This window comes from Extensimonas perlucida (assembly GCF_007655255.1).
GTDB classification, from domain to species: Bacteria; Pseudomonadota; Gammaproteobacteria; order Burkholderiales; family Burkholderiaceae_C; genus Extensimonas; species Extensimonas perlucida.
Genome location: NZ_VMYE01000004.1, coordinates 96,217 through 117,927, shown reverse-complemented (window position 1 = coordinate 117,927; position 21,711 = coordinate 96,217). Strand labels below are relative to the sequence as shown.

The following is a 21,711-nucleotide window of genomic DNA, read 5'->3' as shown; positions in this document are numbered from 1 at the left end:
CTGTAGCGCTTGTGCGCGGCGGCGCAGCCATAATCGCCAGCCATGGCAATACCTTCTCCATCTTCTGTGCTCGATGGTTTGTTCGAGCGTTTCGCCGCCGGCCCACAGGCGCCGCAGTGGTTCGTGCATGAGGTGCAGCACCGCGTGGTGCTGCTGCTCAACCACGTGCTCATGCAGGAGCCCGAGGCCATGGAGCGCCTCGTGCGCCAGCGCGGGCGCGTGGCGCAGCTGCGCTGGCGTGCGTATGTGCTCGCGCTCGGCGTCACGCCCGCAGGGCTGCTCGACCTCGCACCCGCGCAGGCCGAGCCCGATTTGCACCTGGAAATCACCGAGCCCTCGCCGCTCGTGCTCGCGCAGACGGCGCTGCGCGGCGACAAGCCGCCGCTGCGCATAGAGGGTGACGTGCAGCTCGCGGCGGAGATCAACTGGCTCGTCGATCACGTGCGCTGGGACCTCGAAGAAGACCTCGCACGCTTCATCGGCGACGCGCCCGCGCATGTCGTGGGCGATGTCGCGCGCCGCGCGGCGCAGGCGCTGCGCCAGTTTGCCGCGGCGCGCAGCGCGCCGGCGGCCGTTTCTTCGCCCACCAACCCATGAAACACTGGGCGCGCGGCGCGACCATCGTCTGGGTGGTATGGCGCCATGGCCTCGACCAGCTGTTGCTCGATGGTCTGCAAAAGCCCTGGTTGCGCGGGCTCGCGCGGGCGTTGACGCTGGGGCGGCAGCTGGACAGGCCGCGCGGCCAGCGCCTGCGCGAAGCGCTCGAACAGCTGGGGCCGATCTTCGTCAAGTTCGGCCAGGTGCTCTCGACGCGGCGCGACCTGCTGCCGCCCGACATCGCCGACGAGCTCGCGCTCTTGCAGGATCGCGTACCGCCGTTCGACGCCGACGTCGCCGTGGCGACCATAGAGCGCGCGTTCCGCCGCCCCATCGCCGAGGTGTTTGAGCAGTTCGAGCGCGTTCCCGTGGCCAGCGCCTCGATCGCGCAGGTGCACTTTGCCACGTTGCGCGACCGCACCGGCCAGCAGCGCGAGGTGGCTGTGAAGGTGCTGCGTCCCGGCATGCTGCCGGTGATCGAAAAAGACCTGAGCCTCATGCGCATGATGGCTGGCTGGGTCGAGCGCCTGTCGGCCGACGGCCGGCGCCTCAAGCCGCGCGAGGTGGTGGCCGAGTTCGACAACTACCTGCACGACGAGCTCGACCTCGTGCGCGAGGCCGCCAACGCCGCGCAGCTGCGGCGCAACATGGCCGGGCTCGATTTGGTGCTGATCCCCGAGATTGTCTGGGACTACTGCCACCCCGAGGTGATGGTGATGCAGCGCATGCATGGCGTGCCCATCAGCCAGGTCGAACGCCTGCGCGCGGCGGGCGTGGACATCCCCAAATTGGCGCGCGACGGCGTGACGATTTTCTTCACGCAGGTGTTTCGCGACGGCTTTTTTCACGCCGACATGCACCCCGGCAACATCCAGGTCAGCCTCGATCCGGCGAGCTTTGGGCGCTACATCTCGCTCGACTTCGGCATCGTCGGCACGCTCACCGAATTCGACAAGGAATACCTCGCGCAGAACTTCACAGCCTTTTTCCGGCGCGACTACAAGCGCGTGGCCGAGCTGCACATCGAAAGCGGCTGGGTGCCGCCCGAGACGCGCGTGAACGAGCTCGAGGCGGCGATCCGCACCGTGTGCGAGCCGTATTTCGACCGCCCGCTCAAGGAAATCTCGCTCGGCATGGTGCTGATGCGCCTGTTTCAGACCTCGCGGCGCTTCAACGTCGAAATCCAGCCGCAGCTCGTGCTGCTGCAAAAAACCCTGCTCAACATCGAGGGCCTGGGGCGCCAGCTTGACCCCGACCTCGACTTGTGGAGCACGGCCAAGCCTTTCCTCGAAAAATGGATGCTCGAGCAAATGGGCCCGCAGCGCCTGTGGCGCGAGCTGCGCGCGCAAGCGCCGCACTACGCGCAGCTGCTGCCCGAGCTGCCGCTGCTGCTGCACCAATACTTGCGCCAGCGCCGCACCGAGCCGACGCCCTTGGTGCGCGAACTGCTCGAAGCGCAAAAGCGCACGAACCGCCTGCTGCAAAGCCTGATCTACGGCGGGCTCGGTTTCGTGCTGGGGCTGCTGCTGATGCAGTGGCTGGTGCGGATGCGCCTGTTTTGAGCCGCGTGCGGCGGCTGGCATCGCACGGATATTGCAAAAAGCACCCCTGCCTATAATTGGGAGTTTTGCATTCCACTTCCTCCAACAACGCTATGCCTATCTACGCCTACAAATGCGGCACTTGTGGCCATACCAAGGACGTGCTGCAAAAAATCTCCGATGCGCCGCTCACCGTGTGCCCGGAATGCGGCGCGGCTACTCTCACCAAGCAGGTGACGGCGGCGGGCTTTCAGCTCAAGGGCTCGGGCTGGTACGCGACCGACTTCCGTGACAGCGGCAAGGGCGCGGGCAAATCTGCGCCGGCGAGCGAACCCGCGGCAGAGGGCGCGGCCTGCGCGACTGCCGAGTCTGGCAAAGACGGTGCTTCTGCCGGGGCAGCCTGCGCAGGCTGCACTGCACCCGCCGCTGCCGCGCCGCAAGCCTGAAGACCCGCGCATGGCTGCCTTGCGCAAATGGTTTTTGACCGGCCTGCTGGTCATCGTGCCGGCCGCGATTACGCTGGCCGTGCTGCACTGGATCGTAGGCACGCTCGACCAGACCTTGCTGATCCTGCCCGAGACCTGGCAGCCCGACCGGCTGATCGGTCTGCACATTCCGGGCTTCGGTGTGCTGCTCACGCTGCTGATTCTGCTGCTCGTCGGCGCCGCGACGAGCAATTTCGCCGGGCGCAAGCTGGTGCAATGGGGCGACGCCATCGTGAGCCGCATCCCCGTCGTGCGCTCCATCTATTCGAGCGTCAAGCAGGTGTCGGACACGGTGTTTTCCGAAAGCGGCAACGCCTTTCGCACCGCGGCGCTGGTGCAGTGGCCGCGCGAAGGCGTGTGGACGCTGGCTTTCATCACCGGTGCGCCCAGCGGCGAGGTGGCGGCCTATCTGCGTGACGAGTATGTGAGCGTTTATGTGCCCACCACGCCCAACCCCACGGGCGGCTACTTCGTGATGGTGCGCAAGAGCGAGTGCATCGAGCTCGACATGAGCATAGACGTGGCGCTCAAATACATCATCTCCATGGGCGTGGTCGCGCCGCCGACCGATCCTGCGCTCGAAGCGCCCCACTGATCCGTTTTCCTTTTCCCGATGTCTTTAATGCGCCCGCTGCGGCGCCGGAAGTTTTGTCATGGCCATGCGTTCCCATTATTGCGGTCTCGTGACCGAAGCCCTGCTGGGCCAAACTGTCACCCTGTGCGGCTGGGTGAACCGCCGCCGTGACCATGGCGGCGTGATCTTCATCGACCTGCGCGACCGCGAAGGCACGGTGCAGGTGGTATGCGACCCCGATCGCCCCGAGATGTTCCACACGGCCGAGGAAGTGCGCAACGAGTATTGCGTGCAAATCACGGGCCTGGTGCGCGCGCGCCCGGCCGGCACCACGAACGACAAGCTCAAGAGCGGCCAGATCGAGGTGCTGTGCCACGAGCTCAAAGTGCTCAACCCCTCGGTCACGCCGCCGTTCCAGCTCGACGAGGAAAACCTCTCCGAGACCACGCGCCTCACGCACCGCGTGCTCGACCTGCGCCGCCCCTACATGCAGCACAACCTGATGCTGCGCTACCGCGTCGCGATGGAGGTGCGCAAGTTCCTCGACGCGAACGGCTTCGTGGACATCGAAACGCCCATGCTGACCAAGAGCACGCCCGAAGGCGCGCGCGACTACCTCGTGCCCAGCCGCGTGCATCCGGGCATGTTCTTCGCGCTGCCGCAGTCGCCGCAGCTCTTCAAGCAGTTGCTGATGGTCGCGGGTTTTGACCGTTATTACCAGATCACCAAGTGCTTTCGCGACGAAGACCTGCGCGCCGACCGCCAGCCTGAATTCACGCAGATCGACATCGAGACCTCGTTCATGGACGAGCAGGACATCCGCGCGCTGTTCGAGCACATGGTGCGCAGCGTGTTCCAGAACACATTGGGCGTCGATCTGGGGAGCTTCCCGGTCATGAGCTACCAGGAGGCGGCGCGGCGCTTTGGCTCGGACAAGCCCGATCTGCGCGTGTTGCTCGAGTTCACCGAACTCACCGACGTGATGAAAGAAGTCGATTTCAAGGTCTTCAGCGCCGCGGCGAACATGGCCGGCGGCCGCGTGGTGGCCCTGCGCGTTCCTGGCGGCGCCGAGATCAGCCGCAGCGAGATCGACGGCTACACCGAGTTCGTCAAAATCTACGGCGCCAAGGGCTTGGCCTGGATCAAGGTCAACGAGCTTGCCAAGGGGCGCGAGGGCCTGCAGTCGCCCATCGTCAAGAACCTGCACGATGCGGCGCTCGATGCCATCCTTGCGCGCAGTGGGGCGCAGGACGGCGACCTGATTTTCTTCGGCGCCGACAAGGAAAAGGTGGTCAACGACGCCATCGGTGCGCTGCGCATCAAGATCGGCCACAGCGAGTTCGGCAAGAAGAACGGCCTGTTCGAAGACCGCTGGGCGCCGCTGTGGGTGGTGGACTTTCCGATGTTCGAATTCGACGAGGACGAGCAGCGCTGGAACGCCGTGCACCACCCGTTCACGGCGCCCAAGGACGGGCACGAGGACTGGATGGTAAGCGCGCCCGAAAAATGCCTCTCCAAGGCCTACGACATGGTGCTCAACGGTTGGGAGCTCGGCGGCGGTTCGGTGCGTATCCACCGCGCCGACGTGCAGCAAAAGGTGTTCGATGCGCTCAAAATTTCGCCAGCAGAGGCGCAGCTCAAGTTCGGCTTCCTGCTCGACGCGCTGCAGTACGGCGCGCCGCCGCACGGTGGCCTGGCCTTCGGTCTCGACCGCATGATCACGCTGATGACCGGCGCCGAGTCGATCCGCGACGTGATCGCCTTCCCCAAGACCCAGCGCGCCCAGTGTCTGCTGACCCACGCACCGTCGCCCGTCGATGAAAAGCAGCTGCGCGAGCTGCATATCCGCTTGCGCAACGTCGAGGCGCCCAAGGCGGCTTGAGCGCCTCGCGCGGCTGCTGCATGGGTAATTCGGAGCGAATGGCTAAAATGGCCATTCACCCGCAGGAGATCACCATGCACGTCACCGCCACCGAAGCCAAGAACCGGTTTGGCCAGATTTGCGCCCAGGCCAAGCGCGCGCCGGTGTTCGTGGAAAAGGGCGGGCGCGTCGATTCGGTCATTCTCTCGGTCGAGCAGTTCGAAGCGCTCAGGGCAGCGGCGCCGCCCAAATCTTTGGCGCAGCGGCGCCAGGAGTTCAACGAAACTTATAAAGAGTGGATTGCCGCGCAGAACCGGCATTTCGAGGAGCATGGGCTCTGGTGCGAGGGCTTCGTCGCCTGGCAAGACCAGGCCTGAGTCCGGGCTTGAGCATGGCGCAGTTCGATGTCTATGTGAATCCCAATCCGGCCTCGCGCCCGTCGGTGCCTTTCGTGCTGGATGTGCAAAGCGGCTTGATCGACAGCCTGCCGACGCGCTTGGTGATGCCTTTGTCGCGTGTGGGTGCTGGGCTGGCAAAGTTGCCGACCAATCTGTGCCCAGTGCTCGAAGTCGAGGGTGAAGCCTTGATTTTGATGCCGCATCTGGCGGCGCCTGTCTCGGCACGACTGCTGCGCAATCCCGTGGTTTCGCTGCCGCACAGCGCCAGTGCGGTAAGCGCCGCAATGGATGCCGTACTCAGTGGTGTCTGAACCCCGCGCCTACAAAATCCCGGAGTCCGTGCTCGTGGTCATCCACACGCCGGCGCTCGAGGTGCTCTTGCTGCGGCGTGCCGACGCCGAGCTGTTCTGGCAGTCGGTCACGGGCAGCAAAGACCATCCGCACGAGAGCTTTTACGACACTGCCGTGCGCGAGGTGCGCGAGGAAACGGGCATCGATGCGCTCGCGCCCGGCTGTGTGCTGCGCGACTGGCAGCTCGAGAATGTCTATGCGATCTATCCGCAATGGCAGCACCGCTATGCGCCCGGCGTGTGGCGCAACACCGAGCACCTCTTCAGCCTGCAGGTGCCCGAAGGCACGCCTGTGGTATTGAATCCGCGTGAGCACACCGCATTTGCATGGTTGCCCTGGCGCGAGGCCGCCGAGCGCTGCTTTTCGCCGTCGAACGCCGAAGCGATCCTGATGCTTCCGCGCTTTGTCGGCCAGTCGTCGTGATTGCTATATGTTGCATAGTAAAAATACCGTCGCCGAATCGCCATCAAGCGCTCATTCAACAAGCGCAAGCAGCTCATTTTTTGATAGATAAATTCCAAAATTACGGGCAGCGATGCACAAACACAGCCACGACAGCGACCGCATTCTGCGCGTCGCCACCTACAACATCCACAAGGGCGTGCAGGGCTTGGGGCCGGCGCGACGGCTCGAAATCCACAACCTCGGGCAGGCGGTGCAGCAACTCGACGCCGACCTCGTCTTTTTGCAGGAAGTGCGCAAGCTGCATCGGCGCTATGCGCAGCATTTTCCACACTGGCCCGAACTGCCGCAGGCCGATTTTCTCGCGCCCGAGGGCTACCACGCGGTGTACCGCACCAACGCCATCACGCGCCACGGCGAGCATGGCAACGCGCTGCTTTCGCGCTGGCCCGTGCTGGGGCACCAGCACCAGGACATTTCCGACCACAGGTTCGAGCAGCGCGGGCTTTTGCACGTCGAGGTGCACGCGCATGGGCGTCGCCTGCACGCCATCGTGGTGCACCTGGGGTTGATTCCGGGCAGCCGCATCCGCCAGACGCAGCAACTACAGGAATTCATCGCGCGCGAGGTGCCCGCGGGCGATCCGCTGGTGGTGGCGGGGGACTTCAACGACTGGGGCGTGCAGACCAGGCACATGCTCGCGGAGTTCGGCCTCACCGAGCTCGACGCGCCGCGCGCCTACACCTACCCCGCGCGCCTGCCGCTGGTGCAGCTCGACCACATCTACGCGCGCGGCCTGCAGCCGCTGGGTCTGCTGGTGCCGCGCGGGCGCCTCTGGTGGCGCATGTCCGACCACCTGCCGCTGATCGCCGAATTCCGGCTCGATCCGCCCTGAGCAGCCATGGCGCCCACGGCCACTTTTGCAAAAGACCATCACTTGCGTCTGCTGCAAGGTGCGCAAGAGCTGTTTCCGGCGCTGGTGCGGGCGATGGACGCGGCGCTGTCGGACATCCAGCTCGAAACCTACATCTTCGACTTCACGGGCGGCGCAGTCGCGGTGGCCGAGGCGCTCGAGCGCGCGGCGCGCCGCGGCGTGCGCACGCATGTGGTGGTCGATGGCGTAGGCACGGGCCGCCCGCCGCGCGATTGGGCGCGGCGCTTCAAAGAGGCGGGCGTGCAGTGGCGCGTCTATGCGCCGCCGGGGCGCTTGGGCCTGCTCTCGCCGCGCCATTGGCGGCGCCTGCACCGCAAGCTCTGTGTGGTCGATGGCTGGCTGCTGTTTTGTGGCGGCATCAACATCCTCGACGATTTTCATGACCCCAACCACGGGCCGCTCGCTGCGCCGCGGCTGGATTTCGCCGTGGAGGTCGCGGGCAGCTTAGTCGCGCAGGCGAGCGAGGCGATGGAGCAGCTCTGGTGGCGCCTCGAAGCGGTGCGCGACCTGCGCCGACGCGACCTGCCCGAGGCTGTGCGCGCGCTGCGTGCGGCCAGCGCGGCGCGGCATGCGGCGCGCTTGCACCAGCGCGGCGCCACGGGCGTGCGCGCCGCGCTGGTGCTGCGCGACAACCTGCGCCACCGCCGGCGCATCGAACAACACTACCTGCGCGCGATCGCCATGGCGCGGCAGGAGATCGTCATCGCCAACGCCTACTTCATCCCGGGCCGCAAGCTGCGCCGTGCGCTCGTGCTCGCCGCGGGGCGCGGAGTGCGCGTGCGTCTGCTGCTGCAGGGGCGCTACGAATACTTCATGCAGTACCACGCGGCCAAGCCTGTCTATGGCGTGCTGCTCGAAGCCGGCGTCGAAATCCATGAATATGCACCGAGCTTTTTGCACGCCAAGGTGGCCGTGATCGACGCGCTGGGCGACAAACCCTGGGCCACGGTGGGTTCGTCCAACCTCGAACCCTTGAGCCTGCTGCTCGCGCGCGAGGCCAATGTGGTGGTGGAGGACGGTACGTTTGCGAGCGATTTGCGCGCGCGCCTCGTGCATGCCATGGAGCACGCCGGGCAGCAGGTCGATCCTGCGCGCTACCTGCAAAGGCCCTTGCGCGAGCGCGTGCTCGACTGGCTCGCCTACGGCCTGATGCGCCTTGCCTTGTGGGTGACGGGCAAGCGCTATTGACGTTGCTTGCTATTTATTGAGTAGCTGTTTGTGCCCACTAGGTATGCGTGAGAGCCGAAAAACCTTTGTAATCAGGGGGTTGCGATCACTGTTAACATCCCTGCCATGCTCAGACCCCTCGCCGCCACCATGACATCGCCGCCGCCAACCGAAGACGAAGGTACGCCTGTTTCTGTCAAGATCCGCGAGCGCCTCCTTGCAGCGCGCAAGCGTTTCCATGCCAACGACAACATCGCCGAATTCATCGAACCCGGCGAGCTCGAAAAACTGCTCGATGAAGTCGAACTCAAGATGCAGGGTGTGCTAGACAGCCTGGTCATAGACACCGACGGCGATCACAACACGCGCGATACCGCGCGCCGCGTCGCCAAAATGTACCTCAATGAGGTGTTCAAGGGCCGCTACGCGTCGCAACCAGCGCTCACCGAATTTCCCAACGCCGAGCACCTCAACGAGCTCATGATCGTCGGCCCGCTCACCGTGCGCAGCGCTTGCAGCCACCACCTGTGCCCGGTGATCGGCAAAATCTGGATCGGCATCCTGCCCAACGAGCACACCAACGTCATCGGCCTGTCGAAATACGCGCGTTTGGTCGATTGGGTCATGGGCCGCCCGCAGATCCAGGAAGAAGCCGTGGTGCAGCTTGCCGACCTCATCATCGAAAAAACCCAGCCCGACGGCTTGGCCATCGTCATGGAGGCGAGCCACTTTTGCATGTCCTGGCGCGGCGTGCGCGAGACGGACAGCAAGATGCTCAACTCCGTCATGCGCGGCGTGTTCCTCAAAGATGCGAACCTGCGCCGTGAGTTTCTCTCGCTCATCCCTGGCAGGAGCTGAACATGCTGGTGCGCCTGGTGTACGCGAGCCGCGCGGTCGATCCTTCCCCCGATGCCATCGAGGCGATCCTGGCCGAATCGCGCAGCCACAACCCCGCGAGCGGCATCACGGGCATCCTGTGCTATGGCGGCGGCATTTTCTTGCAGGCCATAGAGGGCGGCCGATCTGCGGTCAACAAGCTCTACAGCCACATCCTGCACGATGCGCGCCACCGCCAGATCGAGCTGCTGGCTTACGAAGAAATCTGCGAGCGGCGCTTCGGCGGCTGGACCATGGGGCAGGCCAACCTTGCCAAGATCAACCATTCCATCCTGCTCAAATACTCCGAAAAGCCCGAGCTCGATCCCTACGCAATGTCGGGCAAGGTGGCGCTCGCACTGCTCGAGGAGCTCATGGCCACGGCGTCCATCATCGGGCGCGCCTGAAAGGCTGCGGGCCAGCGTTTCTCCGCGTTTTCTTTTCTCGCCTTCTATGCCCAGCCTGCATACCTTGAGCACGTTTTTCGGCTTGGCCGTGCTGCTTGCACTCACGCCCGGCCCCGACAACCTGTTCGTGCTGCTGCAGTCCGCGCAACGCGGCTGGCGCGCAGGCATGGCCGTGGTGCTGGGCTTGTGCCTGGGGCTGGTGGTGCACACGGCGGCCGTGGCGCTCGGGCTGGCGGCGCTGTTCGCGGCCTCGCCCACTGCCTTCACAGTGCTCAAATTCTGCGGTGCGGCCTACCTCGCCTGGCTCGCCTGGCAGGCGCTGCGCGCACCCGCGGGCGCGGGGCAGGATGAAGGGCAGCAGGATGAAGGGCAGGATGCGGCCGAGGCTGGCAGTGCAGGCGATGCGGCGCGCGGCGAGCAAGAGCAGACCGCCGCGGCGCAAGCCGTGCCGGCCGTCGCGCCTGGCCTCCTGCGCATGGTCGGGCGCGGCATGCTCATGAATCTCACCAACCCCAAGGTGCTGATTTTCTTCCTGGCCTTTTTGCCGCAGTTCACCGATCCGGCGCGCGGCAGCGTGGCCGCGCAGACCATGGTGCTGGGGCTGGCGTTCATGCTTGCGACCTTGCTCGTGTTCGGCGCCATCGCTTGCTTTTCAGGCGCGTTCGGCGCCTTGCTGCAGCGTTCGGCACGCGCGCGCACGGCGCTCAACCGCGTCGCGGGGCTGGTGTTTCTGGGGCTCGCCGTGCGGCTGGCCAGCAGTTGAGTCTCTGAGCGAGGACGAGCATGGCGCTGATGATCACGCACGAGTGCATCAACTGCGACGTCTGCGAGCCCGAGTGCCCGAACGAGGCGATCTCGCTCGGGCCCGAGGTCTATGTGATCGACCCGGCACGCTGCACCGAATGCGTGGGCCACTTCGACGAGCCGCAATGCGCGCTGCTGTGCCCCGTCTCCTGCATTCCCGTGGACCCCGCGCACGTCGAAAGCCGCGAAGCCTTGTGGCAGAAATACCTGCGTCTGCACACGACGAAGCTCGAAAATTGATGGTGTTTTTGGCCTCTAGGAGCCTGTCGGACTTTGGAATCGTCGGCTGCGAATGCGCCGCAGCGGCCCATTTTTTACCGTCTTCTTGCCCCATAGTCCCGCTATGGGGCGGCGAATCCGGCAAAAACTGGCCTCGCCGGGGCGCATTCTCGCTTTCAACGCCCAAAGTCCGACAGGCTCCTAGCGCTTGATGGATAAGCGCGATAAGCTATCAAAATAGAATTTTCAAACGCCGGGCTCGGGCGCTGCTGCGGGGCCTGGATTGGGGCCTTGCTGCGGGCGCTGGGGTTTGCGGCGCGGCGCGGCGGTGGTGTGGACCTGCTGCGTGGCTTTTTCCATGTCGCCACTCAGCAGCGCGGGCATGGCCTGCAAACTGTGCGCGATGGCGGCTTCGATCAGCCGGCGCTGCTCCGGCGAGGGCTTTTGCAGCACCCAGTGGATCACCTCCGATTTCACGCCCGGGTGTCCTATGCCTATGCGCAGGCGCCAGTAGTCGGGCGAGCCCAGTTGCGCATGGATGTCGCGCAGGCCGTTGTGGCCCGCATGGCCGCCACCGCGCTTGAGCTTGACCTGGCCCGCGGGCAGGTCGAGCTCGTCGTGCGCGACGAGGACTTCTTCTGGCGCGATCTTGTAAAAGCGCGCGAGCGCAGCCACCGACTGGCCCGAGCGGTTCATGAAGGTCTGTGGTTCGAGCAGCCACACGCTGCGCCCCTCTACGCTGGTGCGCGCGACGAGCCCGTGGTAGCTGCGCTCTGGCACCAGCCGCACGCCCAGTGCCTGCGCCACCGCGTCCAGCCACCAAAAGCCCGCGTTGTGGCGCGTGCCCTCGTATTGCGGGCCGGGGTTGCCCAGGCCGACGAAGAGTTTGATCATGCAAAGATTATCGGGACAAAAACGACGGCGGCCCACGCTGTGGTGGGCCGCTTCGGGGAGAAGGGTAGCCTCTCGGCCGCCGTCAAAAAGGATTACTTCTTGCCCTTGCCTTTGCCCTTGGTTTCGGCAGCAGGTGCGGCCTCAGCCGGGGTCTCGATTTCGGCCGCGGGCGGCACGACCGACACCAACACCGGATTGCGATCACTACCACGCACCATGGCCGTCACGCCCTTGGGCAGTTTCACGTCCTTGAGATGCAAGGAGCCGCCTTTTTGCAGCGTGGAAAGATCGACAGCGATGAATTCGGGCAGGTCTGCGGGCATGCACGTGACTTCGATTTCAGTCACGATGGGCGTGACCATGCACTTGTCCACTTTCACGGCGGGCGATTCTTCGGCGCCGCTGAAGTGCAGTGGCACCTTCATGTGCACGCGGGTTTTCTCATCGACGCGCTGGAAGTCGATGTGCAAGACCAGCTGCTTGAAAGGGTGGTACTGCACGTCGCGCAGCAGCACCTTGCTGGTCTGGCCGTTGAGCTCCATGTCGAGCACGCTCGAATGGAAGGCTTCTTTTTTGAGCGCGTGCCACAGGGCGTTGTGGTCGAGCTCGATCATTTGCGGCTCGGCTGAACCGCCATAGACGATGCCGGGCGTCTTGCCCGAGTTGCGCAGGCGGCGGCTCGCACCCGTACCTTGCTTGCTGCGCTCGAAAGCGACGAATTGCATGACTGACTCCTGAAAAATGGGTGGGCCGCGACCAACCTCACCCCGTTACTGAAAAACCTGCAGCATTGCAGGCTTGCGTGCCGTTCTCGCATCCGCCTGCCAGCCCGAACGAACGGGCAGACAGTGAAAATCAGAAAAGATTTTCCTGGTCGGAGAACAAACTCATGACCGACTCGCCCGTGGCGATGCGCTGTATCGTCTCGGCGATCAGCTGCGCGACGGAGAGCTGGCGAATCTTGGAACATTCCTTGGCCGCGTCGCTCAAGGGAATGGTGTTGGTGACCACGACTTCGTCGAGCGCCCGCCCCTGGCTGAGGCGCTCTATGGCCGGGCCGGAGAAGATCGGGTGCGTGCAGTAGGCATAGACGTTTTTCGCGCCGCGCTCCTTGAGCACTTCGGCGGCTTTGACCAGCGTGCCGGCCGTGTCGATCATGTCGTCCATGATGACGCAGTTGCGCCCGTCGATCTCGCCGATTACATGCATGACCTCGGACACGTTGGCCTTGGGGCGGCGCTTGTCGATGATGGCGAGGTCGCAGTTGAGCTGTTTGGCGAGAGCGCGCGCACGCACCACGCCGCCCACGTCGGGCGACACGACGATGAGGTCGTCGTAGCTTTTCTGGCGCAAGTCGCGCAGCAGCACCGGCGAGGCGTAGATGTTGTCCACCGGAATGTCGAAAAATCCCTGGATCTGGTCGGCGTGCAAGTCCATGGTCAGCACACGCGCCACGCCCACGGCTTGCAGCATGTTGGCCACGACCTTGGCAGAAATCGGTACGCGCGAGGAGCGCGGGCGGCGATCCTGGCGCGCATAGCCGAAGTAGGGGATCACGGCGCTGATGCGCTCGGCCGAGGCGCGCTTGAGCGCATCGACCATGATCAGCAGCTCCATGAGGTTTTCGTTCGTGGGCGCGCAGGTGGACTGCACCACGAAGACGTCACGCGCACGCACGTTTTGCTTGATTTCGACGGCCACCTCGCCGTCAGAAAACCGCCCCACATCGGCTGCGCCCAGGCGCGTGCCCAGGTGGTGCACGATTTCAGCGGCCAAGCCGGGGTTGGCATTGCCCGTGAAAACCATGAAATCGGGTTGATTGGCTTGCATGTGCGTCCCAGCGATCGGAGAGAGGGCCCGCGCGTAGATCACAGCTGGTGCAACGCTGGGCGCACTTGCAGCGCGAAGCCCGTTGCTACAAGCGGATCAGACATGGTTGCGTGTGCTCTACAGGTTTTGGAAGATTTGGCAGGGGAGGAAGGACTCGAACCCTCGCATGCCGGAATCAAAATCCGGTGCCTTGACCAACTTGGCGACTCCCCTACACAGGTCAACTGCCGAAGGCAGCTCACCGCAAACTTTCATCGGACGCCCAGTCCACCAGCGGATGGAGCATCAGATTTTCACATACTTTGACTTTCCACCCTTTTGGGGCCTGGGCGACGTCCAAAAAGACGTCGCCAGGGTCTGGCGTATGGGCCCATTGCGCAAACACCGCACTGCCAGAGCCTGTCATCCTGGCCTGCAAGCCCCGCGATTGTAGCCATGCAATGGCTTGGTTTATCTCGGGACACAGTGCCTGGGCAACCGGTTGCAGGTCATTGCGACCATAGCTGTAGGGTGCTGCAGCAAAGCCCAAGATTGTAGCAGCTTCGCAGTTACGTTGAAGGCTGGGCGAGGAAAAAATTACGCGCGTGTCCAGCCCCACCGTGGGCTTGACGACTACGAAGCGGGCGCGCGGCAGTTGCACCGTGGGCGCGAGCGGCGTGATCTGCTCGCCTATGCCTTCGACCCAGGCGTTGCGCCCGCGCAGGAAAAACGGCACGTCCGCGCCCAGCGCCAGCCCAATGCGCTCGAGCGCCGCGCGCGGCAGGCGCAAGTCCCACAGCCGGTTGAGCGCCAGCAGCGTGGTGGCGGCGTCCGAGGAGCCGCCGCCCATGCCGGCCTGAGCCGGGATGCGCTTGAGCACGCTGATCTGTACGCCCGCGCTGCAGCCCGTAGCAGCCTGCAGGGCCTGCGCGGCGCGCACGCTGAGGTCGAGCGCGGGCAGCGGCTCACCGAGATCGGTGCGCGCGATACGGCCGTCGGTGCGGCGCTCGAAATGCAGCGTGTCGCACCAGTCGATCAGCATGAAAACGGACTGCAGCAGGTGGTAGCCATCGTCCCGGCGGCCCGTGATGTGCAAAAAGAGGTTGAGCTTGGCAGGGGCAGGTACGTCGTACAGGGCTTGCATGGCAGGGCAGCTTAGAACAGGTTAGCGCGAGAGCGCGATGCGCAGCGTCGCGGGTGGCGGCGGGGCGCTGCGCTGCGCGAGCACGCGGCCCTCTGGCAGGGCCGAGAGATCGACCTGCCAGCCCGCCGCCGGCGTGTTAATGCCTTGCAGCCAGTCGAACAGGGCCGCCACGGGGATGCGGCTGCCAGCAGCGTCTTGCAGCAAGGCGTCTAGCGATGTGGCCTGCCGCGTTTGTTGGCCCGTTTGCAGCGCGGCTTCGCCAGGCTGCCAGCGCAGCACGGCGAGGGTGCTGCCGAGCGGGCTCGAGAGCACGAGTTCGCCATGCTCAGGTGAGCCGCGCAGCTCGAACAGCGCGGAAAAAGACTGTGCTTCGTCACCTTGCACCTGCAGCGCCAGACGCCCGGTCCACACGGATGAGGCCCCTGGCGGTGCGCTGGCGCGAGGTGGCTGCGCGCAGCCTGCGAAGGCAAGCAGCAGACCCAGGCAAAGCGCCCACATTCCCATGCGCAAGGAGATGGTGCGCCCAGGCAGATGTGGGCCTTGGCTCGCCGTTTGAAGCATGTATGGCGGACGGCGCGCGGCTCACGCGGCCTCAGAACAGGCTCTCACAGGCGCACGCCCAGGCGCTTGAGGGTCGATTGCAAAGTCTCATTGTCGGGGTTCAGGCGCCGCGCTTCTTTCCAGATGCTCAAGGCGCGGTGGCGCTCGCCCATGCTCCAGAGGACTTCACCGAGGTGCGCGGCGATTTCCGCGTCGGGGCGGGTTTTGTAGGCTGACTCGAGCAGGCGCAGCGCCTCGGCATGGTTGCCGAGGCGGAACTCCACCCAGCCCAGGCTGTCGGTGATGAAGGGGTCGCCAGGCGCAAATTCGAGCGCTTTGCTGATCAGGCGCTTGGCCTCTTCGAGCTGCACGCCTCTATCGGCGAGCGAATAGCCGAGCGCGTTGTAGGCATGAAAGTAGTTGGGGCGGCGCGCGATGAGTTCGCGCAGCAGCTTTTCCATGAGCTCCGGGTTGCCGGCCTTTTCGGCGAGCACGGCCTGGTCATAGACGAGGTCATCGTCCTGCGGGTAGAGCGCCACCAGTTGGCTTTGCACCTCGAAGGCTTCGCGGTACATGCGCATTTCTTGCAGCAGCTGCACCTCGGCTTGGAGCTTCAGGCGCGCGGCCTGCGGCGTCGCGCCGGGCAGGTTTTGCAAGAGTGCGCGCGCCTGCTCGATCTTGCCCTGGTGTGCGAGCACGGATGCACGCTGGCGCTGCACGCTGAACATCTCGTCGGCGTTGTCTATGCGTTTGAGCCAGGATTCCGCGGCAGCATAGTCGTGCTTTTTCTCGGCAATTTGCGCTTGCATCAAATAAGCCTGGGTCAGGCCGCGCTGCCGGGTCTGTGGGTCGAGGTCGGCGCTGGGGACGAGCTCCAGAAAGCGCTGTAGGGATTTTTCTGCGTCGCCCAGCTGGTTTCTTTGCAGCTGCAGCGCCGCGAGCAGCAGCCAGGTGTCGGGAAAGTCCGGCTTGGCGCGGGTTACGGCCCGCAACTCTTTTTCCGCATCCGCATTGCGCTGTAAGTTCAGCAACACTCCGGCATACGCCAGACGCAACTCGGGCTTGGGCTGGCCGGCCAGGTAGTGGTTGACCAAGGCTTGCGCCTGGGTTTGCCCGGATTCGAGCAATTCCAGCGCGAGCAGCATGGCGCCGTCGTTCGTGGGGGCGAGCGCTTGCGCGCGCTGTGCGGCCTCTAGCGCACCGGCGCTGTCCCTGGCGGCGAGCCGCATGCGCCCCACCGTCACCCACGCAGCCGGCGCGACCGCAGGATCGGCGAGCATGTCTGCGAGTGCCTGCTCCACCACCTGCGCGGCCAGGGTTTTGTCGCTGGCACGCGCATAAAGTTGCGGCACCATGGTGAGCAGCGCAGTTTTGTCCTGCGCCGCGGCCTGCGCGAGCTCCTGGCGCAGCAGTTGCGGAGTTTCGTCGATCCGATTGAGCGCCACCAGAATCTGCAGCAGGTAGCGGTTGGCCTCGCGCGAGTCTGGATGCGCCTCCTTCCAGGCCTGCACGGCCTGGAGCGCGTAGTCGCCCGAGCGCGCCTGCAGGGCGATGTCAGCCGCGCGGCGGTAAAGCTGCTCGTCACCACTGCGCCGCGCGGCTTCGAGCATGAGCGCGTAAGCGGCACCCGGGTCGCCGGTGCGCAGGTTCAATTCGCCCAGGAAGACTTCGTAAAAAAGCTCGGCGTCCAGCGCCGCCTGCGCGTCGGCGGCGCTGGACGCCGCGACGCGTTTGTCTTGCTTTTCCGCGGCTGCATGGGCATGGTTGGTCAAGCCCGCAAAAGCAGCCAGCGCGAAGGCTGCGGCAATGGCGGTGGTGCGCAAGCGAAGGGATCGAATCATCGGGCCATAATAATCGAAGCATCCCCACTGAACCTGAATGCCCCCGCATGCCTGAGTTGCCCGAAGTCGAGGCCACGCGCCGCAGTTTTGCCGATGCCATCGTGGGCGCACGGGTGCAGGGGCTATGGCTGGGCAAGCCCCTGCGCTGGCCGCTCGGGTGTGTGCCGCAGGCGCTCGTGGGGCTGCGGGTGTTGGGGGTGCGCCGCCGCGGCAAGTACCTTCTCATCGATCTTGAGCGGGGGCTGCTGCTGCTGCATCTGGGCATGTCGGGCAGTCTGCGCTTTGCCATGAACCTGCCGCCGCCAGGAGGCCACGACCACTTCGACCTTGTGACTTCGCGCGGCACTCTTCGCCTGCACGATCCACGGCGCTTCGGGGCGGTGGTGTATGCGCCGAGCGAGCAGCATCCTGCAGCGCAAAAGCTGCTCGCAGGGCTCGGTGTCGAGCCTCTGTCCGAAGCCTTCACGGTGGAGCAGTTTGCTTGCGGGCTGCGAAAGAGCAGAGCGCCGATCAAGCAGGTTTTGCTCGCGGGGCGGCTGGTGGTGGGCGTAGGCAATATCTATGCGAACGAGGCCTTGTTCCTGGCAGGGATACGGCCCACCACGCCAGCGATGCGGCTGGGGCTCGCGCGCGTGCGCAAGCTCCATGCTGCGATCCGCGAGGTGCTGGCGCAGGCCATCGCGCTGGGCGGTACCACCTTGCGCAACTTTTCCAATGCGGCGGGGGCAGCTGGGCATTTTCAGCATGCGACACAGGTCTATGGCCGCGCGGATGCGCCGTGCCGGGTGTGCGGTGCGCCGATCCGCTGGCTTCAGCAAGGCCAGCGCAGCAGTTATTTCTGTCCGCGTTGTCAGCGTGCTTGAGATTCTGCGTTCGGCCGCGCGAGGAAAGGGCAGGATGCTATATATTGCGTTGACTATTGCGTTAACCTCCGCATAGGCGGCATTCATCCAAGTCGGGAGCAACGTGGGGCCATCCTTCAACGAACAGTTCGACCAGCATGGGGTGTGGCGGCGCGGCTTCGCGCAGCAGTTGCGCGCCTTGTCCACCTGGCTGTTGGACCATGAGCTCATGGATGCGGCCATCGAAGAGCAGCTGCAGCAGCTCGAGGCGCAGGTGCGCAGCGACCAGGTGATGGTGGCCTTCGTCGCGGAGTTTTCGCGCGGCAAGTCCGAACTCATCAATGCGATTTTTTTTGCCGGTTATGGGCGCCGTATCATGCCCGCCAGCGCCGGGCGCACCACCATGTGCCCTACGGAGCTGGCCTACGATCCTGCAGCGCCTGCGAGTTTGCGTCTGCTGCCGATCGAAACCCGCCTGCAGCCGCAGGGGCTGACGGAGTGGCGCCAGCGGCCCGCGCACTGGACCGAGCTGCCCCTCGATCCGAACGACGCGAACCAGATGGCCCAGGCCATTGCCAAGGTGGCGCAGGTGCGCAAGGTCACGCAGAGCGAGGCCCGGGCCCTGGGGTTCTGGCACGATGACTTGCCCGAAGAAAACCCTTTGCCCGACGCGCAGGGCCTGGTTGAAGTGCCCATGTGGCGCCATGCGTTGATCAATTTTCCGCACCCTCTGCTCAAGCAGGGGCTGGTCATCCTCGACACGCCCGGCCTGAACGCCGTCGGGGCCGAGCCCGAGTTGACCGTGGGCCTGATTCCCCAAGCCCACGCGGTGGTTTTCATCCTCGGGGCGGATACCGGCGTGACGCGTTCGGACTTGGCGATCTGGCGTGAGCATCTGGCGCCGGCGGCCGACAGTGCAGCGGCACGGCTGGCCGTGCTGAACAAGATAGACACTCTGTGGGACAGCCTCGATTCCCCTGCCCAGGTGCAGGCACAGCTGGAGCGCCAATGTGAAACCGTGGCGCAGGTGCTCGATGTGCCGCGCACCCAGGTGGTGCCCATCTCGGCGCAAAAAGGCCTGATGGCCAAGATTGCCTGCGATGACCTGTTGCTCGAATCCAGCGGTCTGCCGGTGCTCGAGGATGCCCTGGCGCGAGGAATCATGGGCCAGCGCCAGGCCATTTTGCGTGCCGCCGTGGCCGCGGGAGTGGCCAAGCTGCAGGCCCAGGCGGTGCGCCTCCTCCATATCCGCCAGCGCGACCTCGATGATCAAATGGCCGAACTGCGCAGCCTGCGCGGCAAAAACGCCTCGGTCATAGGCGTCATGCGCAAGCGCATCGAGCAGGAGCAGCATGAATTCGATCAGAGTGCGGCCAAGATTCAGGCCGTGCGTTCCGTGCACCTCAAATTGCTGCGCGACATGTTCCAGCAACTTGGCACGAAAGCGCTCAAAGCAGAATTGGCCGAATTGACGCAAGCGCTGCAACAAAAAGGGGTCAAGCTTGGCGTGCGCAAAATTTACGCGCATACCTTCGAGCGCTTGCGCGCCACGCTCGACAAGGTGCAGGCCGGCGCGGCGGAAATCCAGGCCATGCTCGAAGGCACGTTCCGCCAGTTGAACGCCGAATTTGGTTTTTCGCTGCAGGTGCCGCCGACGCCGCAACTCAGCGCCTTTGCCCAGGAGCTTGCGCGCATCGAACAAAGCCACGTGCAGTATCTGGGTGTGGGCAATGTGCTCAGGCTGGCGCAGGGCGCGTTTGCCGAGCGGCTGGTGCGCGCACTGGGTATGCGCTTGCGCACGGTTTATGAATCCGCGGCGAACGAGCTCGAGCTTTGGAGCAAGTCGGCCACGGCGCAGCTCGACGCCCAGTTGCGTGAGCGCCGGCGCAGCTTCGCACGGCGCCTGGAGGCCGTGGAGCGCATCCAGCAGGCCGCGAGTGGGCTTGTGGAGCGCATCGCCGAGATCGAGGCCAGCGAGCAGGAGTTGATTGACCTGGAGCGCGAACTTGCCCAGCGTGTGGCGCTGCTCACCGCCTTGGGTACTCCCGGGCAAGCCGCGGAAGGTGCGCGTTTCTCGCTGGCATGAATTCCGCCCACAGCGAATTTGCCGAGCGCATGCTGCACTGGCAGCTCGCGCATGGCCGCCAGCACCTGCCCTGGCAGCAAACCCGCGATCCGTACCGCGTCTGGCTCTCCGAGATCATGCTGCAGCAGACCCAGGTGACGACCGTGCTGGGTTATTACGCGCGCTTTCTCGAGCGTTTCCCCGATGTGCAGGCGCTGGCCGAGGCGCATCCGGACGAGGTCATGGCGCTGTGGAGCGGGCTCGGTTACTACAGCCGCGCACGCAACCTGCATCGGTGCGCGCAGCAGGTGGTGGCTCAGCACGGGGGCGCATTTCCGCGCACGGCCGAGGAGTTGGCGCGCCTGCCCGGCATAGGGCGCTCCACCGCGGGGGCCATCGCGGCCTTTTGCCATGGACAGCGCGTACCCATTCTGGATGCCAACGTGCGCCGTGTGCTGACGCGGCTGCTCGGCTTTGGCGCAGACCTGTCGAGTACGAGCAATGAACGTATTTTGTGGATGCACGCCGAGGCATTGCTGCCGCATACCGATTTGCAAACCACCATGCCGCGCTACACCCAGGCCTTGATGGACCTGGGGGCGAGTCTGTGCGCGCCGCGCAATCCTTCTTGTAGCCAATGTCCGGTGCAGGACTTGTGTGTGGGCCGGCAGGAGGGCGCGCCCGAGCGCTACCCGGTGAAGACGCGCAACTTCCTGCGGCGGGCGCAGTCCTGGTGGTTGCTGGTGCTGCGCGATGCAGGCGGGCGCATCTGGCTGCAACGGCGACCGGCGCGTGGCATTTGGGCCGGTTTGCACTGCGTGCCGGTGTTTTCTTCGCGCGCCGAGCTGATGGTGGCTTTGCGCGAACATGCCTCGCATGCCGCGCCACGGGAGCTTGCGCCTTTTGTGCATGTGCTTACACACAGAGAATTGCACCTGCACCCCGTGCTCGCGGTCGTGGACGAGCCGCAGTTGCAGCGCGAGGTGCATGCAGCCAAGGGCGACGCAGGAGCATGGTTCACCGTGCAGCAAAGTAGCGCATTGGGCTTGCCGGCGCCGGTGCGCAGGTTGCTCTATGGACTGGTGTAAAGCTACTTTGCTCCGTCCAACTCGCGGTGGCGCCGCAGCACCTTCCAGCGTGTGCTGAAGGTTCGGGCGAGCTGCTCCACCAGGTACACCGAGCGGTGCTGGCCGCCCGTGCAACCAATGGCCACAGTGACGTAGCTGCGTTGGCCGCTGGCAAGTGCATCGAGCCACTGGCTCAGAAACTGCGTGATGTGCTCCTGCATCTGTGCCACATCGTCATGTTCGCGCAGGAATTCGATCACCGGCGCATCGAGGCCCGTGAGTTCGCGCAGCGATGGCTCATAAAAAGGGTTGGGCAGCATGCGCACGTCGAACACGTAATCGGCATCAAGCGGAATACCGCGTTTGAAGGCAAAGGACTGAAACACCAGCAACAGCGCACTGGGCGCGACGGCCATCAGACTCTTCACGTAACGTTGCAACTGTGCGGTGCGTATGGTGCTGGTGTCGATGACATGGGCCTGCTCGCGCAGAGGGGCCAGCAACTCGCGTTCGCGCTCGATGATCTGCACGAGCGCCCCCCTGCCGAGTGGGGAGTTTTCGTTGGACAAGGGATGACGCCGGCGCGTCTCGGAAAAGCGGCGTACCAGCGTGTCGGTGGAGGCGTCAAGGAAAAGTGACTGCACAGGAATGCCCTGGGCACGCAGTTTTTGCAGCTGCTGTGGCAATTGCGGCAGTGAGGAGGCGCTGCGCACGTCCATGGCGATCGCGACGCGGTTGCCATGGTGTTTGTGTTCGAGGGCGACAAAGGCGCCGAGCAATTCCGGCGGCAGGTTGTCCACGCAGTAGTAGCCCGCATCCTCGAGCGCATTGAGGGCCACCGATTTTCCGGATCCGGACATGCCGGTGATCAGGACGATTTCTAGTGTCATGGA

At 64.8% G+C, this 21,711-nt stretch carries 24 protein-coding genes and 1 tRNA gene; 17 read left to right on the top strand and 8 right to left on the bottom strand.

The features are described 5' to 3' along the window. Window positions 1–42 precede the first annotated feature (42 nt). The 14 genes from FK527_RS05685 to FK527_RS05620 all read left to right on the top strand — a co-directional run bounded on the left by FK527_RS05685 (window position 43) and on the right by FK527_RS05620 (window position 10,637). Window positions 43–597 carry a hypothetical protein gene (locus FK527_RS05685; protein WP_144730936.1) on the top strand — a complete coding sequence of 185 codons (555 nt, stop codon included), beginning with the start codon at window positions 43–45 and terminating at the stop codon, window positions 595–597. Then, entirely contained in the window at window positions 594–2,159 is a 1,566-nt protein-coding gene (gene ubiB / locus FK527_RS05680) for a ubiquinone biosynthesis regulatory protein kinase UbiB (RefSeq protein WP_144730934.1), read from the top strand. Before FK527_RS05685 ends, ubiB begins: the two co-directional genes overlap by 4 nt. A 92-nt stretch (window positions 2,160–2,251) precedes the next feature. Then, window positions 2,252–2,584 carry an FmdB family zinc ribbon protein gene (locus tag FK527_RS05675; RefSeq protein WP_144730932.1) on the top strand — a complete coding sequence of 111 codons (333 nt, stop codon included), beginning with the start codon at window positions 2,252–2,254 and terminating at the stop codon, window positions 2,582–2,584. Window positions 2,585–2,594: 10 nt separating this feature from the next. Beyond that, window positions 2,595–3,218, top strand: coding sequence for a DUF502 domain-containing protein (locus FK527_RS05670; protein WP_144730930.1), 624 nt, complete (start codon window positions 2,595–2,597; stop codon window positions 3,216–3,218). 58 nt (window positions 3,219–3,276) lie between these two features. After that, complete coding sequence (aspS, locus tag FK527_RS05665) at window positions 3,277–5,079, top strand: aspartate--tRNA ligase (protein WP_144730928.1); 1,803 nt, start codon at window positions 3,277–3,279, stop codon at window positions 5,077–5,079. A gap of 74 nt (window positions 5,080–5,153) precedes the next feature. Next, the gene (locus FK527_RS05660) at window positions 5,154–5,435 is read left to right on the top strand and encodes a type II toxin-antitoxin system Phd/YefM family antitoxin (protein WP_144730926.1); all 282 of its coding nucleotides are present in this window, start codon (window positions 5,154–5,156) and stop codon (window positions 5,433–5,435) included. A 14-nt stretch (window positions 5,436–5,449) separates the two neighbouring features. Continuing rightward, window positions 5,450–5,767, top strand: coding sequence for a CcdB family protein (locus FK527_RS05655; RefSeq protein ID WP_144730925.1), 318 nt, complete (start codon window positions 5,450–5,452; stop codon window positions 5,765–5,767). Then, window positions 5,760–6,230, top strand: coding sequence for a dihydroneopterin triphosphate diphosphatase (nudB, locus tag FK527_RS05650; protein WP_425460411.1), 471 nt, complete (start codon window positions 5,760–5,762; stop codon window positions 6,228–6,230). The genes FK527_RS05655 and nudB overlap by 8 nt, the downstream gene beginning before the upstream one ends. A gap of 112 nt (window positions 6,231–6,342) precedes the next feature. Next, the gene (locus tag FK527_RS05645) at window positions 6,343–7,104 is read left to right on the top strand and encodes an endonuclease/exonuclease/phosphatase family protein (RefSeq protein ID WP_144730921.1); all 762 of its coding nucleotides are present in this window, start codon (window positions 6,343–6,345) and stop codon (window positions 7,102–7,104) included. Between the two features lie 6 nt (window positions 7,105–7,110). Further along, a complete protein-coding gene (gene clsB, locus FK527_RS05640) occupies window positions 7,111–8,331 on the top strand; it encodes a cardiolipin synthase ClsB (protein WP_144730919.1) in 1,221 nt (406 codons plus the stop codon). Between the two features lie 105 nt (window positions 8,332–8,436). Beyond that, window positions 8,437–9,168, top strand: coding sequence for a GTP cyclohydrolase I (folE, locus tag FK527_RS05635; RefSeq protein ID WP_246072681.1), 732 nt, complete (start codon window positions 8,437–8,439; stop codon window positions 9,166–9,168). Between the two features lie 2 nt (window positions 9,169–9,170). Continuing rightward, window positions 9,171–9,593 (top strand): BLUF domain-containing protein, encoded by a 423-nt coding sequence (locus tag FK527_RS05630; protein WP_144730917.1) that lies wholly within the window; start codon window positions 9,171–9,173, stop codon window positions 9,591–9,593. A 46-nt stretch (window positions 9,594–9,639) separates the two neighbouring features. Further along, complete coding sequence (locus FK527_RS05625) at window positions 9,640–10,356, top strand: LysE family translocator (protein ID WP_144730915.1); 717 nt, start codon at window positions 9,640–9,642, stop codon at window positions 10,354–10,356. A gap of 20 nt (window positions 10,357–10,376) precedes the next feature. After that, complete coding sequence (locus FK527_RS05620) at window positions 10,377–10,637, top strand: YfhL family 4Fe-4S dicluster ferredoxin (RefSeq protein ID WP_144730913.1); 261 nt, start codon at window positions 10,377–10,379, stop codon at window positions 10,635–10,637. A gap of 225 nt (window positions 10,638–10,862) precedes the next feature. Here the strand turns inward: FK527_RS05620 and pth are convergent, their stop codons facing one another. The 7 genes from pth to FK527_RS05585 all read right to left on the bottom strand — a co-directional run bounded on the left by pth (window position 10,863) and on the right by FK527_RS05585 (window position 16,844). Then, window positions 10,863–11,510: an aminoacyl-tRNA hydrolase gene (gene pth / locus FK527_RS05615; protein ID WP_144730911.1), complete on the bottom strand. Its 648-nt coding sequence runs from the start codon at window positions 11,508–11,510 to the stop codon at window positions 10,863–10,865. Between the two features lie 92 nt (window positions 11,511–11,602). Further along, window positions 11,603–12,235, bottom strand: a complete 633-nt coding sequence (locus tag FK527_RS05610; RefSeq protein ID WP_144730909.1) for a 50S ribosomal protein L25/general stress protein Ctc — start codon at window positions 12,233–12,235, stop codon at window positions 11,603–11,605. A gap of 130 nt (window positions 12,236–12,365) precedes the next feature. Continuing rightward, a complete protein-coding gene (locus FK527_RS05605) occupies window positions 12,366–13,340 on the bottom strand; it encodes a ribose-phosphate pyrophosphokinase (RefSeq protein WP_144730907.1) in 975 nt (324 codons plus the stop codon). A 136-nt stretch (window positions 13,341–13,476) separates the two neighbouring features. Then, window positions 13,477–13,553 (bottom strand) — tRNA-Gln (locus FK527_RS05600). Between the two features lie 25 nt (window positions 13,554–13,578). Then, window positions 13,579–14,463, bottom strand: a complete 885-nt coding sequence (gene ispE, locus FK527_RS05595) for a 4-(cytidine 5'-diphospho)-2-C-methyl-D-erythritol kinase (RefSeq protein WP_144730905.1) — start codon at window positions 14,461–14,463, stop codon at window positions 13,579–13,581. Window positions 14,464–14,484: 21 nt separating this feature from the next. Further along, complete coding sequence (locus FK527_RS05590; RefSeq protein WP_342778958.1) at window positions 14,485–14,874, bottom strand: outer membrane lipoprotein LolB; 390 nt, start codon at window positions 14,872–14,874, stop codon at window positions 14,485–14,487. A 194-nt stretch (window positions 14,875–15,068) separates the two neighbouring features. Beyond that, on the bottom strand, window positions 15,069–16,844 hold the full coding sequence (locus FK527_RS05585) for a tetratricopeptide repeat protein (RefSeq protein ID WP_144730901.1): 1,776 nt from the start codon (window positions 16,842–16,844) through the stop codon (window positions 15,069–15,071). Window positions 16,845–16,891: 47 nt separating this feature from the next. Here FK527_RS05585 and mutM point away from each other — a divergent pair, with 47 nt between their 5' ends. The 3 genes from mutM (at window position 16,892) to mutY (ending at window position 20,839) form a co-directional block, all read left to right on the top strand. Then, window positions 16,892–17,707: a bifunctional DNA-formamidopyrimidine glycosylase/DNA-(apurinic or apyrimidinic site) lyase gene (mutM, locus tag FK527_RS05580; RefSeq protein WP_144730899.1), complete on the top strand. Its 816-nt coding sequence runs from the start codon at window positions 16,892–16,894 to the stop codon at window positions 17,705–17,707. Window positions 17,708–17,810: 103 nt separating this feature from the next. Continuing rightward, window positions 17,811–19,772, top strand: coding sequence for a dynamin family protein (locus FK527_RS05575; protein ID WP_144730897.1), 1,962 nt, complete (start codon window positions 17,811–17,813; stop codon window positions 19,770–19,772). Further along, on the top strand, window positions 19,769–20,839 hold the full coding sequence (gene mutY, locus FK527_RS05570; protein WP_144730895.1) for an A/G-specific adenine glycosylase: 1,071 nt from the start codon (window positions 19,769–19,771) through the stop codon (window positions 20,837–20,839). The genes FK527_RS05575 and mutY overlap by 4 nt, the downstream gene beginning before the upstream one ends. Before the next feature lie 2 nt (window positions 20,840–20,841). On the opposite strand, the gene rapZ is transcribed toward mutY, so the two are convergent. Then, window positions 20,842–21,708 carry an RNase adapter RapZ gene (rapZ, locus tag FK527_RS05565; RefSeq protein WP_144730893.1) on the bottom strand — a complete coding sequence of 289 codons (867 nt, stop codon included), beginning with the start codon at window positions 21,706–21,708 and terminating at the stop codon, window positions 20,842–20,844. Between the last annotated feature and the right edge of the window lie 3 nt (window positions 21,709–21,711).

Excerpts from the sequence above, each read along its gene's own strand:
- FK527_RS05585 (WP_144730901.1), bottom strand. The coding sequence starts at position 16,844 with ATGATTCGATCCCTTCGCTTGCGCACCACCGCCATTGCCGCAGCCTTC.
- FK527_RS05630 (WP_144730917.1), top strand. The coding sequence starts at position 9,171 with ATGCTGGTGCGCCTGGTGTACGCGAGCCGCGCGGTCGATCCTTCCCCC.
- folE (WP_246072681.1), top strand. The coding sequence starts at position 8,437 with ATGCTCAGACCCCTCGCCGCCACCATGACATCGCCGCCGCCAACCGAA.
- FK527_RS05685 (WP_144730936.1), top strand. The coding sequence starts at position 43 with ATGGCAATACCTTCTCCATCTTCTGTGCTCGATGGTTTGTTCGAGCGT.
- FK527_RS05675 (WP_144730932.1), top strand. The coding sequence starts at position 2,252 with ATGCCTATCTACGCCTACAAATGCGGCACTTGTGGCCATACCAAGGAC.
- FK527_RS05620 (WP_144730913.1), top strand. The coding sequence starts at position 10,377 with ATGGCGCTGATGATCACGCACGAGTGCATCAACTGCGACGTCTGCGAG.
- FK527_RS05625 (WP_144730915.1), top strand. The coding sequence starts at position 9,640 with ATGCCCAGCCTGCATACCTTGAGCACGTTTTTCGGCTTGGCCGTGCTG.
- FK527_RS05645 (WP_144730921.1), top strand. The coding sequence starts at position 6,343 with ATGCACAAACACAGCCACGACAGCGACCGCATTCTGCGCGTCGCCACC.
- rapZ (WP_144730893.1), bottom strand. The coding sequence starts at position 21,708 with ATGACACTAGAAATCGTCCTGATCACCGGCATGTCCGGATCCGGAAAA.
- FK527_RS05655 (WP_144730925.1), top strand. The coding sequence starts at position 5,450 with ATGGCGCAGTTCGATGTCTATGTGAATCCCAATCCGGCCTCGCGCCCG.
- aspS (WP_144730928.1), top strand. The coding sequence starts at position 3,277 with ATGGCCATGCGTTCCCATTATTGCGGTCTCGTGACCGAAGCCCTGCTG.
- mutY (WP_144730895.1), top strand. The coding sequence starts at position 19,769 with ATGAATTCCGCCCACAGCGAATTTGCCGAGCGCATGCTGCACTGGCAG.
- FK527_RS05605 (WP_144730907.1), bottom strand. The coding sequence starts at position 13,340 with ATGCAAGCCAATCAACCCGATTTCATGGTTTTCACGGGCAATGCCAAC.
- FK527_RS05660 (WP_144730926.1), top strand. The coding sequence starts at position 5,154 with ATGCACGTCACCGCCACCGAAGCCAAGAACCGGTTTGGCCAGATTTGC.
- ispE (WP_144730905.1), bottom strand. The coding sequence starts at position 14,463 with ATGCAAGCCCTGTACGACGTACCTGCCCCTGCCAAGCTCAACCTCTTT.
- clsB (WP_144730919.1), top strand. The coding sequence starts at position 7,111 with ATGGCGCCCACGGCCACTTTTGCAAAAGACCATCACTTGCGTCTGCTG.
- FK527_RS05670 (WP_144730930.1), top strand. The coding sequence starts at position 2,595 with ATGGCTGCCTTGCGCAAATGGTTTTTGACCGGCCTGCTGGTCATCGTG.
- FK527_RS05610 (WP_144730909.1), bottom strand. The coding sequence starts at position 12,235 with ATGCAATTCGTCGCTTTCGAGCGCAGCAAGCAAGGTACGGGTGCGAGC.
- ubiB (WP_144730934.1), top strand. The coding sequence starts at position 594 with ATGAAACACTGGGCGCGCGGCGCGACCATCGTCTGGGTGGTATGGCGC.
- mutM (WP_144730899.1), top strand. The coding sequence starts at position 16,892 with ATGCCTGAGTTGCCCGAAGTCGAGGCCACGCGCCGCAGTTTTGCCGAT.
- pth (WP_144730911.1), bottom strand. The coding sequence starts at position 11,510 with ATGATCAAACTCTTCGTCGGCCTGGGCAACCCCGGCCCGCAATACGAG.